Source organism: Synechococcus sp. Nb3U1, assembly GCF_021533835.1.
Taxonomy (GTDB): Bacteria; Cyanobacteriota; Cyanobacteriia; order Thermostichales; family Thermostichaceae; genus Thermostichus.
The window spans coordinates 1,387,412-1,400,914 of sequence record NZ_JAKFYQ010000001.1 but is presented as its reverse complement, the minus strand read 5'-3'; the positions used below and the strand labels follow the sequence as shown (position 1 = coordinate 1,400,914).

At 56.8% G+C, this 13,503-nt stretch carries 10 protein-coding genes and 1 pseudogene; 6 read left to right on the top strand and 5 right to left on the bottom strand.

The features are described from left to right. Positions 1–79: 79 nt before the first annotated feature. From L1047_RS16740 to L1047_RS06425, 4 genes and pseudogenes are all read right to left on the bottom strand, one after another. Positions 80–1,308 (bottom strand): annotated as a pseudogene (locus L1047_RS16740) (type II secretion system F family protein). 182 nt (positions 1,309–1,490) lie between these two features. Continuing rightward, on the bottom strand, positions 1,491–2,633 hold the full coding sequence (locus L1047_RS06435; RefSeq protein ID WP_235278063.1) for a type IV pilus twitching motility protein PilT: 1,143 nt from the start codon (positions 2,631–2,633) through the stop codon (positions 1,491–1,493). Between the two features lie 129 nt (positions 2,634–2,762). After that, positions 2,763–4,823, bottom strand: coding sequence for a GspE/PulE family protein (locus tag L1047_RS06430; protein ID WP_235278062.1), 2,061 nt, complete (start codon positions 4,821–4,823; stop codon positions 2,763–2,765). 125 nt (positions 4,824–4,948) lie between these two features. Then, positions 4,949–6,586: an acetolactate synthase large subunit gene (locus L1047_RS06425; protein ID WP_235278878.1), complete on the bottom strand. Its 1,638-nt coding sequence runs from the start codon at positions 6,584–6,586 to the stop codon at positions 4,949–4,951. A gap of 163 nt (positions 6,587–6,749) precedes the next feature. On the opposite strand from L1047_RS06425, the gene L1047_RS06420 reads away from it, so the two are divergent. From L1047_RS06420 to L1047_RS06395, 6 genes are all read left to right on the top strand, one after another. Then, complete coding sequence (locus L1047_RS06420) at positions 6,750–7,808, top strand: dipeptide epimerase (RefSeq protein WP_235278061.1); 1,059 nt, start codon at positions 6,750–6,752, stop codon at positions 7,806–7,808. Between the two features lie 9 nt (positions 7,809–7,817). After that, positions 7,818–8,879 (top strand): DUF1611 domain-containing protein, encoded by a 1,062-nt coding sequence (locus L1047_RS06415; protein ID WP_235278060.1) that lies wholly within the window; start codon positions 7,818–7,820, stop codon positions 8,877–8,879. Between the two features lie 157 nt (positions 8,880–9,036). Then, the gene (locus L1047_RS06410; protein ID WP_235278059.1) at positions 9,037–9,186 is read left to right on the top strand and encodes a hypothetical protein; all 150 of its coding nucleotides are present in this window, start codon (positions 9,037–9,039) and stop codon (positions 9,184–9,186) included. Positions 9,187–9,314: 128 nt separating this feature from the next. After that, positions 9,315–9,923 carry a DUF2062 domain-containing protein gene (locus L1047_RS06405; RefSeq protein ID WP_235278057.1) on the top strand — a complete coding sequence of 203 codons (609 nt, stop codon included), beginning with the start codon at positions 9,315–9,317 and terminating at the stop codon, positions 9,921–9,923. Between the two features lie 181 nt (positions 9,924–10,104). After that, a complete protein-coding gene (map, locus tag L1047_RS06400) occupies positions 10,105–10,893 on the top strand; it encodes a type I methionyl aminopeptidase (RefSeq protein ID WP_235278877.1) in 789 nt (262 codons plus the stop codon). A 37-nt stretch (positions 10,894–10,930) separates the two neighbouring features. Next, entirely contained in the window at positions 10,931–12,763 is a 1,833-nt protein-coding gene (locus L1047_RS06395) for a chloride channel protein (RefSeq protein WP_235278056.1), read from the top strand. On the opposite strand, the gene L1047_RS06390 is transcribed toward L1047_RS06395, so the two are convergent. Further along, on the bottom strand, positions 12,746–13,489 hold the full coding sequence (locus tag L1047_RS06390; RefSeq protein WP_235278054.1) for an endonuclease III domain-containing protein: 744 nt from the start codon (positions 13,487–13,489) through the stop codon (positions 12,746–12,748). The two genes, L1047_RS06395 and L1047_RS06390, sit on opposite strands and share 18 nt — an antisense overlap. Positions 13,490–13,503: the final 14 nt, after the last annotated feature.

Genomic DNA, 13,503 nt, shown 5'->3' with positions numbered 1-13,503 from the left:
CTAGCAGATGGCTTTCTAATACAAGCTATGGATCTGGATCAGAATCTGGATCCCAACTGGGCAACCGCTCGAGCTGAGTCTATTTCACCAGATCAAACACCCCGAACATCGGCAGGTACATGGCCACGATAATGCAGCCCACCATACCCCCCAACACCACGATCATCAGGGGCTCGATCAAGCTGGTAAGGGCGCGCACGGCTTCTTCCACCTCTAACTCGTAGAAATCCGCCGTCTTCATCAACATGGCATCCAGCTCACCGGTTTCTTCACCGACGCTGATCATCTGCACTGCCATGATCGGGAAAACTTTTGCTTTGTCTAGGGCTGGGGCGATCTGTCCCCCTTCAGAAATCGCCTGCCGGGATCCATCGATGGCGTTGGCCACCACCTGGTTGCCGGAGGTATCCCGCACAATCTCCAAAGAGGTGAGCACCGGTACGCCAGAGCGGGTCAGCGCGCCGAAGGTGCGGCAAAAACGAGCCACGGAAGACTTTTGGATTAGATCTCCAAAAATGGGGAGCTTCAGAGCAATCGCATCAATGGTCTCTTTGCCAGCCGGCGTGCGATAAAAGCGCTGATAGGCAAAAAACAAGGCCACCAAAAAGCCTACCAATCCTAGGCTGTACTGGGGGGTGCGCAAAAACTTGCTGATGTTGATAAAAAACTGGGTAAAGGCGGGTAGCTCCCCCCCAAGTCGTTGTAGATGCTTTCAAAGGTCGGCAGAATAAAAAGAACCATCCCCAAGAAAATCAGGGTCGCCAAAATCGTCACCACCACCGGATAGGTCATGGCGGACTTGATCTGCTTCTGCAGACGATCCATGTCCTCCAGCAGCTTGGCCAGACGATTCAGCACCTCGTCCAGCACACCGCCCACTTCTCCCGCCTGCACCATGCTGCAGTAGAGGCCATCAAAGGCATCTGGGAAAGGGCGAATGGAATCGGAAAGGTTCTTCCCTGCCTCCACGTCAGAACGAACTGCTTTCAGGTATTTCTTGAGTTTGGGGTTGCCAGTCTGCTCCTCCATAATCGTCAGGGAGCGCACCATCGACACCCCAGAGTTGATCAAGGCGGCAAATTGTCGGGAAAACACGGCCTTGTCGCGGGTATCGATGGATCCCATCATCGACAGGTCGAAGGAGGATTTGTCAAAGGAAATGAGAGGTTTCTCTTCTTGAATATCCTCGGGCTTGGCGAAAATGCCTTCCTGACGCAGCCGTGAGCGGGCTTCTGTTAAGTTGTTGGCCACCACCGTTCTGCGTACAGGTTGACCGGCTTGTAACCCCCGAACCTTAAAGCGAGGCATGGCTTCACCCCTGAATAGATCATTCGATGTAACTGAGTGGGATCCCTTGGCTTGATATTCAAACCCAAACCTGTGACCCATTGTGCTCTCTCAGCTAGAGCTTAGCCACAAATTGGTTCTCTCGCTAGAGACTGGCTAGAGATCTGTGATGAACCCTCATCCAGGGATCCCCAAGTCGCGGTTTAGCGACGGGCAGCAACTGCGGCAGGCCGTTGTTGAGCCGCCGCTCCAGCAGCGGATGGCGCCCCAGCGGTATTGCCCAAAAGCCGCTGTAGTTCTTCGGCACGAGAAGTCTTGGACATGGCGGTATCGAAGTCGATCTTGCCCTCCAAGTAAAGATCCGCGAGATCCCGCTCTAGGGTTTTCATGCCCTGCTTACCACCCGTTTGAATGGCGGAGTAGATCTGGGCGGTTTTCCCCTCCCGAATCAGGTTGGCGATAGCAGGAGTCACGATCATGATCTCCTGCACCAGCACCCGCCCTGGCTCTCCCGGTTTGGGGTTGTGGCGGCGGGCCAAGGTTTGGGTAAACACCGCTCGCAAGGAGTTGGACAACTGCACCCGAATCTGTTGTTGTTGCTCGGGTGGAAACACATCCACCAAGCGGTCAACGGTTTGGGCTGCAGAGCTGGTGTGAACGGTGGCAAAGCAGAGGTGGCCGGTCTCGGCAGCGGTGATGGCCAACTGAATGGTTTCCAGATCCCGCATTTCCCCGATCAAAATAACATCGGGATCCTCCCGCATCGCCGCCTTGAGAGCGTTGGCAAAACTCTTGGTGTCTTCCCCCAACTGCCGTTGGTGAACGATGCTGCGGATGGGGGTGTAGATGTACTCGATCGGATCTTCAATGGTGAGGATGTGCTCGGCTCGCTCACGGTTGATCATGTCCAGCATCGAGGCCAGGGTGGTGGATTTACCGGAGCCGGTGGGGCCAGTCACCAGCACCAACCCCCGTGGCAAACGAGCCATCTCCTTACAAATGTCCGGTAGCCCCAGTTTGTCGATGTGGGGGATCTCCGCGGCGAGGGCGCGCATGGCACAGGCATAGGTGCCGCGATCTCGGTAAACATTGACCCGAAAACGGCCTATCCCTCGCACCCCGTAGGAACAGTCCAATTCCCAGTTTTGCTCCAGGTGCTTGCGCTGGGTATTGTTGAGCATGCTGAAGACCAACCGCTGCACTTCCTCCGCCGAGAGGGGGTCATGTTCTGTCGGTTCCAGGTGACCATTGACACGAAAGTAGGGGGGCAGACCCACCGAAATGTGAATGTCGGAGCCGCCCTTCTGGACGACGGCTTCCATCAAGTCTTCGATCATCAATTGCATAGGGTCGGGGTCTCCAAAAATGAGTGGATCCGGCAATCAAAAGGGAAACAATGGCGGCGTGACAAAGGAGCAACCGTATAGGACTGTTATAGTCGACACCTCAGCATCGTCAAGCATCCAGCAGATTTCCTAAAACTTCGGCGTTAGACAGTAGGGACAATCCATCCAGTCGATGTGCAGGGCAGCCCCACAGTTACGACAGGTATTGAGGGCTTTGGCACGAGCCTTCAGTTCGCTTTCTAAGCCCTTGTCGGTGAGGGTGACCCGGTCGACTTCCTCTAAAGTAGTATGGCCCTGTTTCACCAGCATTAAGCTGTAGGCCAGCAGAGTCTTCATGCCAGTTTCCACCGCCGCTTCTTTAATGACCTCGGTGGGAGCTTCTTTATTGATCAACTCGGCAATGCGATCGTTCATGCGCATGAATTCATAAACACCAACCCGGCCTTTATAGCCCACTCCCCCACATTTTTCGCAGATTGGCTTGCCGGAGGCCTTGTGCTGTTCCACCTCTTTGGGGGAGAGTTTGTTGGCTTTGTAGAAGGTGAGCTGTTCGCCATCGCCAGTCAAAGTGAGGCCGTAGCGAGCCAATTCTTCTGGGCTGGGATGGTACGGGATCCGACAGTTGCTGCAAACCCGGCGCATCAAACGCTGCGCTAGCACCCCTAGCAACGAGCTGGAGATCATAAAGGGCTCGATCCCCATTTCTGTGAGACGGGCGATGGCTCCAGGGGCATCGTTGGTGTGCAGGGTCGTCAACACCAGGTGACCGGTCAGAGAGGCTTCGATGGCGGTTTTGGCGGTTTCGTGGTCGCGGGTTTCCCCCACCAGAATCACATCGGGATCCTGTCGCAGGAAGGCTCTGAGGATCAGGGCAAAGTCCATCCCTTTTTCTCGGATCACCTGCACCTGGGTGATCCCCGGCAGGGAGTATTCAATCGGATCTTCGGCGGTGCTGATGTTGATGCCCGGATCGTTAACTTCGGATAGAGCCGAATAGAGAGAGGTGGTTTTTCCAGATCCGGTTGGCCCAGTGACCAGGATCAAGCCAAAGGGCCGCTTGACGATCTCTTTGAAGCTGTCAAGGGTTTCTGGATCTGTAATCAATTTATCTAAGCCCAGTTGCGTGGCGGAGTTGTCCAGGATCCGCATCACGATCTTTTCGCCGTAGCGGGAGGGCAGGGTGCTGACCCGGAAGTCCACTTTGCGGCCCTTGAATACGCGGCGAATCCGTCCATCCTGGGGCATACGCCGCTCGGCAATATTCAGGTTGGAGATGATTTTGAAGCGAGCGGTGAGGGCGGGAACAATCTTTTTGGGGAACTGCTCAAAGGCTTGGCGCAACACTCCATCTTTGCGGAAACGAACCCGCAGGTACTCTTCTTGAGGCTCGATGTGGATGTCGGAAACCCCTTCTTGCAGGGCTTTAATCAGAATTTGGTTGGCCAGTTTGATGATCGGGGCATCGTCGGCAGATTTGACCTGCTGCTCCAGGGATCCCTCGCTGGCCTCATCGATGGCAATATCTTCGATGCTATCCAGGTCGATCTCGGCGGTGTTGACAACGACCTCTTCTTCTGACTGAATGGCCGCAACGTCGTTGATCCCCTTGATGGCCAGCAGATCTGCCTGGACATCCATGTAGCGGTTGATCAAGGTATCAAAATCCCGCTGCGTGAACACTCGCCGCTGCAGTTTCAATCCTTGAATGCGGAAACGACGGTGAATGTCGTCTAGAGCCTGGAGGTTATCTGGCTTCACCATCGCCACCAGCACCTGGTTGTCTTCCTGGCGGATGGGCAAAAACTTGTAGCGGTTACAAATATCCAGGGGCAAGATCGAATCAATCAGGGGGGTAATTTCTGATATTTCCACCTGATCCAAATCCAAGTCGAGGGAAGGGATCCCATAAATCACCTTCAACTCAAACAGTTGCTGCCGTTTGTAAGCGCGCTCAAGATCTGGGGTGATCTCCTTGCCAACAATGTCTTTGACAATCAGAGCAAGAGCTTTGCCGTTGCCGTCTCGCTCCCCCTTAAAAGCCTTTTGAATTTCTTGAATTTGGGCATCGTTGGCCAAGCCTAATTCTTTTAATTTGCGGCCAAAGGGGGTGATGCTGGCGTTGGCGATGGCCAGGGCTTTGCTGGCAGCGGTGCTGCGGCGGGTACTCAAGGAAGGAGGAAAGTCATTCATGCTGCTAGGCCACCAATGATGTTTCTATTTGACTGCACTGGGCTACAGGGGTCAATGGTAAGGGTACGTAAGCCTCCACTCCCTGGATGGGGTCAATCCTGGGCTTACTATGCCCCAGTTGAGCCTTAAATCTCGCAAACCAAGGCTTGGGAGCGTTGACTGAAGTAGAGATTCTCGCTGTAGTCGACGGGGCAGTCGATGAGGCTGGGGACGGGTTGATCTAGAGCCTGCTTGAGGGTGGGGATCAGTTCGCCGGTTGATTCGACTCGGTAGCCCTTCAGGCCCATGCTCTCTGCTAGCTTAACGAAGTCTGGATTGCCAAACTTGATAAAAGCTGCCTCGCCGTATTGGTTGTGCTGCTTCCATTCGATCAGCCCATAGCCGCCATCGTTAAAAATCAAGGTGACGAAGGGGGTGCCCACTCTCAGGGCGGTTTCCAGTTCTTGGCAGTTCATCATGAATCCGCCATCCCCTGTGACGGCCACGATACGGCGCTCGGGATGCACCAGCTTGGCGGCCAAGGCCCCTGGAATAGCGATGCCCATGGCGGCAAAACCGTTGGAGATAAGACAAGTATTGGGTTTGTCGCAGTGGTAGAGGCGGGCCATCCACATTTTGTGAGCCCCGACATCCGAAATGACGATATCCTCTGGCCGCAATACTTGGCGCAGGTCGTAGATCAGCTTCTGGGGCTTGATCGGGTAGCTCTGATCTTGGGCGTAGCGGAGGTATTCGCGGTGGATGTTTTCCCGCAGGCTGATGCCGTAGGGATCCGGTTTGCCAGCGCGATCGGAGCGGCGCAGCAGTTCTAGCAGAGAGTCGGAGATATCGCCAATCACTTCTACTTGGGGAATGTAGCTGCTGTCAATTTCCGCTCGTAGAGCGGCGATGTGGACAATGGGGATGCTGCCATCGGGGTTCCATTTTTTGGGGGAGTATTCGATCAGGTCGTAGCCGACGGCGATGACCAGGTCGGTTTTGTCGAAGCCGCAGCTGATTAGATCCCGTTGTTGTAGGCCGACGGCCCAGAGGGAAAGGGGATGGGTATAGGGGATCACTCCTTTGCCCATGAAGGTATTAGCCACGGGGATATTCAGGCGTGTGGCAAATTCTGTCAGGGCATCGCTGGCTTGGGCACGAATGGCACCGTTGCCCGCCAGGATCAGGGGGTTATGGGCTCGGGAGATCAAGGAGGCGGCTTCGTTCAGGCTTTGAAAGGAGGCGTAGGTTTTCTCGAGGCGATCTTTGCCCAAGGGGATCCCGCTGGCTTCCATGGCGGCGATGTTTTCCGGCAGGTCGATGTGGACGGCGCCAGGTTTTTCGGTTTGGGCCAGCTTGAAGGCTTTACGCACGATCTCAGGGGTGATGCTGGGGCGGACAATCTGGGCGTTCCACTTGGTGACGGGCTCGAACATGGCCACCAAATCCAGGTATTGATGGGACTCGATGTGCATGCGATCGGTGCCCACCTGTCCGGTAATGGCCACAAGCGGCGCTCCATCTAAGTTGGCGTCAGCTACCCCGGTCATGAGATTGGTCGCGCCCGGCCCTAGGGTGGATAGGCATACCCCCGCTTTGCCCGTCAATCGACCATAGACATCCGCCATAAAGGCGGCCCCCTGCTCGTGGCGGGTGGTGATGAATTGTATGGAGGAGTGGCGCAGGGCTTGCAGCACCTCCAGGTTTTCTTCGCCGGGCAGGCCAAAGATGTACTCTACCCCCTCGTTTTCAAGGCAGCGGATTAGGAGTTCGGCGGTATTCATGCGGGGCAGGCGACGAAGGGAGGATGGATCTGGATCCCACCATAGACGGTGGGTAAGGGAACGGATCATTTTTTTCAGGTTTGGAGCTGGGTTGGCTCTGGGGGTTGGGGAACCAGGCTAAGCTCAGGGGGGTGGGTAGCCCAGCTCGTCAGGATTCACTGCTATGCAGGTTTATGTCGAAACCTTCACCGTTCACAAGCGCTATGCCCTCACCATCAGTCGGGGCACCCACACGGATACCTCTCTGGCCTGGGTGAGGATTGAGCAGGAGGGCGTGGAGGGCTGGGGGGAGGCTTGTCCTTTTTCGGTCAGCGACGACTATCACCAGTCTTTGGAAGATATTTTGACGGGGCTGGAAGTGGCCAAGGGGCTGTTGCGGCGCTATTCTGCTTGGGATCGCCAGCAGATTGAAGCGCGACTGGTGCAGGAAGGGATCCCTTCGGCAGCACGGGCGGCGGTGGATATGGCTTTGCACGATTGGATGGGCAAACGGTTGGGGATCCCGTTGTGGCGGTTGTGGGGTTTGGATCTGGGCCGCATTAAACCCACCACGATGACGATCGGTATTGCTTCACCGCAGGAAGCCCAGGAACGGGCCTTGGCCTGGATGAAAGAGACTCAAACTCAGGCTTTCAAAATCAAGCTGGGCAGCGAGCTGGGGTTGATGGCGGATCAAAATATGCTGATCGCGGTACAGGAGGTGATCCCGCTGGGATCCCTGATTACGGTGGATGCCAATGGTGCTTGGACGGTGGAACAGAGCCTGAGCATGAGCAACTGGCTGGCGGGGCAGGGGGTGAGCTATCTGGAGCAGCCTTTGGACAGGGGACGGGAGGCGGGGTTGATCACTCTCTGGCATGAGTCGAAGCTGCCGATCTTTGTGGATGAGAGCTGTTTTGACAGTGGTGATATTCCTGGTCTCACGGATCGAGTGCATGGGATCAACATCAAGCTAATGAAATGTGGTGGCCTCAGCGAAGCTCTGCGCATGATCCACACTGCCAAATCCCACGGCTTGCAGGTGATGCTGGGCTGTTATAGCAACACGGCCTTGGGCAATACGGCAGCGGCCCATCTGGCTCCTTGGGTGGACTACCTGGATTTGGATAGCCATCTCAATCTGGTGGATGATCCCTTTTCCGGGGCCATCCTGCATAATGGCCGTTTAGTACCTACCGACCAACCGGGTTTGGGGGTGACTCTGTCGGGCGTTTTGGGGTAGGGGTTGCTCATGTCAGCACCAGGAGCCCTTTCCAATCAGAGCCGCGTGGCTGTTTTATTGCATGGGGGCCTACTGCGGGATCAGGGCAAAACCGGCTTGTCGCTACTGCGCTACGGGCAGTTTCAGGTGGTGGCGGTGATCGATCGGGAGCAGGCAGGGGGATCCCTGGCGGAGCTGACGGGGATCCCGAAACCTATTCCGATTGTCGCCTCGGTGGCGGAGGCTCTGGCTTATCAACCGGAGATCTTGGCGATTGGGATTGCCCCTTCCGGTGGACAGTTGCCGCAGGAGTGGCGGGAGGAGTTGGGCCAAGCTTTAGGAGCCGGTCTATCTTTGGTGAATGGGCTGCATACGCCTATGGCTGAGGATCCACAGTTCCAACAGTGGTTACAGCCAGGGGCCTGGATTTGGGATATTCGCCAGGAACCCCAGGGGTTGTCGGTGGGTAAGGCATTGGCGCGGATGCTCGCCTGCAAACGGGTGCTGACGGTGGGCACCGATATGAGCGTGGGGAAAATGTCTACCAGCTTAGAACTCCACCAGGCCAGCCTGGAACGGGGCTTGCGTTCTCGGTTTCTGGCCACCGGACAAACTGGGATTATGCTCAGTGGGGATGGGATCCCGTTGGATGCGGTGCGGGTGGACTATGCCAGCGGAGCGGTGGAGCAGCTGGTGATGCGCCATGGCCCCGAGCACGACATTCTGCACATTGAAGGTCAGGGATCCCTGCTCAACCCCGCCTCGACAGCGACACTCCCTCTGATCCGTGGATCCCAGCCGACCCACCTGATCTTGGTGCACCGGGCTGGACAGACCCACATCAAGGGTATGGACTATGTGCCTATACCGCCGTTATCCAACGTTATCGATCTGTACGAGCAGGTGGCGGGCGCTGGTGGGGCCTTTGCCTCTGTGCCGGTTGCAGGTATTGCCCTGAATACCTTTGGCTGGGAGGAGTCTGCTGCCCACGAACATATTGCCCAAGTGGAATCCGAAACGGGGCTGCCCTGTACGGATGTGGTGCGCTTTGGGGCGGATCCCTTGTTGCGAGGAATTTTGGCTGAGGGGTAGAGGCTGCCTTCACCCTCAAGCCTGACCGCCTGGAAAATATCCCTCATCCAAAAGCTGCTCCAAGCCATGGGGCACCGTGGTGGGCAGATTATCTAGATGTAAATGTGCAGCCAAGATGGGATCCTAAGTAAAAATCATCTTTCTCACTGGATTGATCATGGCCACTCCTCCCGAAAAGCCGGAACCCCAAACCGGATCTGGATCCCTGCAATCTTTGTTTAGCATCACCCTGTTTGTGTTTTTGGTGGCGCTGGTCTCCTATTTGGGTCTGAATTTCGTGTTGGCTTTGGTGGATAAACTGACCTAGTTCCCCAAGGTGCCCTGATTGAGGCCATCCATCGGCAGTCCAAGTCTCATTCAAAAGCCCTTTGTCGCCAGCAGGTGGAAGGATACACTGGATTTACAGGACTTAACACCTTCTCTCATCTTGCCACCATGAGTCCCCCTCTCTGGTTGAGGCTGCCTCCTCTGCCCTCCTTGCCCTCGGTGCCTTGGGGTACCTTCTTTCGCCGATCCGGATCCGCTGTGCCCCGTTTTAATGCTCAATCTGTCTCTCAATCTGGGGTCACTTTGACCCGTCGGGATCCCTCCTGGAAGCGGGGGTTGCGCTATCTTTACCTGCGCCTGTTGCGGCTGCAATCCACTCCGCAGCAAATTGCCCGGGGGTTGGCGGTGGGGGTGTTTGCTGGCTGTTTCCCGATCTTTGGCTTTCAAACCTTGGCCGCTCTGGTGCTGGCTGTCCCCTTTCGTGGCAATAAGCTGGTGGCAGCGGCGGGCACTTGGGTGAGCAATCCCTTCACCTATGTGCCCATTTACGCCTTTAACTACCAGGTGGGGAAATGGCTGCTGGGATCCCACACATCGGTGGCCACACAGGAGCTGGTGGCAGCCACTTGGCAAAGTTGGATGCAGTGGGGCGTGGAAGTATCGGGCACCCTATTTTTAGGCTGTGCTTTTGTGGGTTTTTGGGGAGCCTTGATCAGCTATTTTTTGGGGCTATGGCTGGCGGAACAGATTCGACACCGGCGGCGGCTGGGTCTGTGAGTAGATGTCAGCCTTTCATGAGTTGCCCTTACCCTAGGTTCCCAACCTATGGATGGATCCCTACTGACAGTTATTTTCGTGGAAAGCTTTAGCGATGGAAGAGATGCGAACTTTATTGACGGATTTAACTCGTCGTTCTCAGCGGTTGGGAGAGCAGTTGGGATCCGCCCTGCAAATGGGCATGAACCAACTCACCCAAGCCCCGCAACCTCTGGTTTTGCTCTCTTCCCGCGAGCTGGAAAAAATGCGGCGCGCCTGCCAGTTGGCGGCAGATCTGCTCAATCATCTCGAGCCGATGGTGCAACCTGGGATTACCACCCAAGCCCTGAACGATGAGGCAGAGCGTTGGACACAAGCCCACGGTGCCAAAAGTGCCCCCCTTGGGTATCACGGTTTTCCCAAATCCATTTGCACCAGCATCAACCAGGTAGTTTGCCACGGCATTCCCAGTCCCAGGCAGATCCTTAGAGAGGGGGACATCATTAACATCGATGTCACCCCGATTTTGGGAGGCTACCACGGAGACACCTCGAAAACCTTTTTTGTCGGGCAGCCTTCTGAGCGGGCACGCCGACTGGTGGAGGTAACCGAAGAATGTTTGCGGCGCGGCATTGCGGCGGTGAAACCTGGTGGTCGAGTGGGGGATATTGGTGCTGCGATTCAGGAATATGCCGAAGCCCAAGGCTATGGAGTGGTGCGGGATTTTGTCGGGCATGGCGTGGGTCGTCAATTTCACACGGCTCCGCAGATCCCCCATTACGGCCAAGCGGGGCAAGGGGAAAAACTGCGCCCAGGCATGGTCTTCACCATCGAACCGATGATCAATGAGGGTACCTGGAAAGTGAAGGTGCTGGCGGATAAGTGGACGGCTGTCACCCTGGATGGCAAGCTCTCGGCCCAGTTTGAGCACACGGTGGCCGTCACTGAAACGGGTGTGGAGATCTTGACCCTACCTTGTGCGCTGGGCTGAGGCGCACCTTCCGCATTGCCTACCTCCTAAGGAACCCATGAACAGCGTTAGCGTTTCGGATCCCCGCCTGCGTTTTTCCTCGGAGAACCTGTTGCTGCTACTGGCGGCGGGAGTAGGCTTAGGCACGGGTCTGTTGGTGATCGGGTTTCGCTATTTAATCGGCTGGTTTCGCTATCTGCTGCAGGACACCCTTGTGGATAGCCTGTTGCCGCTGGGATCCTGGGTGTTAGCTCTGGCGCCGGTCTTGGGGGGACTCTTGATCAGTGCCCTCTGGATAGCGGTGCCCCTGCCTAGCTTTAGCCTCTCCAATTTGGTCAGTCCCACCCGTCCTCTGGCACCTCGACCCTGGTGGATCCCTCTCAAGTTGTTGGCGGCGGCTATCTCTTTGGGGGCGGGGGCTTCTTTGGGGCCGGAGGCTCCTAGTGTAGAAAGTGGTGGCCTGCTGGGATCCCTGTTAGGGCAGAGCCTGAGCTTATCTCGGGAGCGGGTGCAACTGTTGGTGGCCGCGGGGGCAGCGGCAGGGTTGGCGGCGGGGTTTAATGCGCCGATTGCGGGGGTGTTTTTGGCGCTGGAGTTGGCCCTATCCCGCAGCTTTACCACATCGGCGGTGAGTGTGGTGGTGCTGGCGGCGGTGGTGGCAGCCCTGATCGCTCAGGTGGGGTTGGGGGCACAGCCAGCTTTTCTTTTGCCTGCTATTACCCAGCCAGCTTTTGTGTTGCCCGCCTACGAGGTGCAAGGGTTGCTAGAGGTGCCCTTTTATCTGGGCTTGGGCCTTTTGGCCAGCTTGGTGTCGATTGCTTTTAGCTACAGCCTGGAATGGGGCAAACGCCTGTTTGCTAGTGGCCCACTTGCCGTTTGGCCTACCTGGAGCAAGCCGATCCTGGGGGGATGGATCCTGGGTCTTTTGGGCTTGGGGATCCCGTTGGGGTTGGGGGTGGGCTACGAAACTGTGGAATCGATTCTGCAAGCAGTGCCTTTCTCCTCGGGCCAGTTGGCACTGTTGCTGCTGGGCAAATTGTTACTGAGTGCCCTCAGTGTGGGCAGTGGCTTTGTGGGGGGAACCTTTGCCCCGGCTTTGTTTTTGGGGGCGGTGCTGGGGGCTGGATATGGTCAGGTGCTGAGCCGGGTGCTGCCGTTAATTTCCCTTTCTCCCCCAGCGGCCTACGCCATGGTGGGGATGGCGGCGGTGCTGGCGGCCAGTGTGCGGGCTCCTTTGACGGCGATTTTGTTGCTATTTGAGATGACGCGGGACTATCACATTGCATTACCTCTGATGGCGGCAGTGGGGTTGAGCATTTGGTTGACGGAGCAGTTGCATCCCCCGGCCATCTATCCCTCGGTTCGAGAAGAGAGCCGGCGGGCCAACGGGGAAGGGGGGCAGAACACCGGGCTGACGGTGGAAGAAGTGATGGTGGCCCCTTCCCTGCTGCTGAGGCAGGATATGCCGGTGCGCGAAGCCCTGGAGAGTTTAATGCAGGAGAAGTGCCACAGCGCTTTGGTGGTGGATGGACAGGAGCGGCTGCGGGGCATTCTCACCCTCCAAGACCTAGAACGGGCTTTGGCCCGTAAAGAGGGTTCGGAACTGGCGGAATTGACGGTGCAGGAGGTCAGTCAGGCCCCTGTCCTGACTACCTTCCCGGATGAGGCGGTGGTGGTGGCAGCCGAGCCCATGTACCAATACGATTTGCGCCAGTTGCCGGTGGTGTCTCGGGAGGATCCGGAGCACATTGTGGGCCTGTTGGATCGGGAGCGGGTATTGCTCTCCCAAGAGCTGCAATCGGTGCGGCAGGCCCTGGAGCCGGAAATCCCCTCCGAGGAAGACGGGATCCTTGGTGAACCTGCCCCGGAAGAATCAGCGCTGTCGCAGTAGGGCGGAAGGACACTCTCGGCGCAGCGGGCAGCGGCCACATTCGGGCATACGGGCTTTGCAGATGCGTTTGCCGAGGCGGATCAGGTTGATGTGGAGGGAATAGGCTTTGCCGACTGGAATGCGGCCAGACAGTTGCGCAAAGGTCTCGTCGGGATGTTTAGCCCGCACTAGGCCCAAGCGATTGGCCAGCCGATGCACATGGGTATCGACCGGGCAGAGATCACGGCCCAACCCAAACAACAGCACACAGGTGGCAGTTTTCAGCCCTACCCCTTTCAGGGAGAGCAAGTAGTCGAGGGCGCGTTCATTGTCCAGTTCTGCCAAGAAGTCTAGTTGCAGGGATCCCTGTTGGTTTTGAATTTCTGCCAGCAGCTCTTGAATGCGAACTGCCTTGAGATTGGGCAATCCTCCGGGGCGAATGATTAGGGCTAGCGCTTCCGGGTCGGCAGTCAATACTTGTTCCCAACGGGGAAAGGCTGCTTTGAGGGCACGAAAGGCGCGGCTGCTGTTGTGAACCTGCTCCGCACCGCTAATGCGAACGGTGGTTTTTTGGGAAAGAATTGTGCCCACCAGTTCATCCAGCAGGTCAGGGTGGAAGGACAGGCCGCCGGGGCTAACGGGCCTTGGGATCCCAAAGCACTGCTCCAGTCGAGTCAGAACCTGTTCCACCGTCAGTGGCTCTAGAGCTTCGGAGTGGTTGTGTAGGCGGTGCGGAGTGCTGTCCAATCCCTGCGGTACCA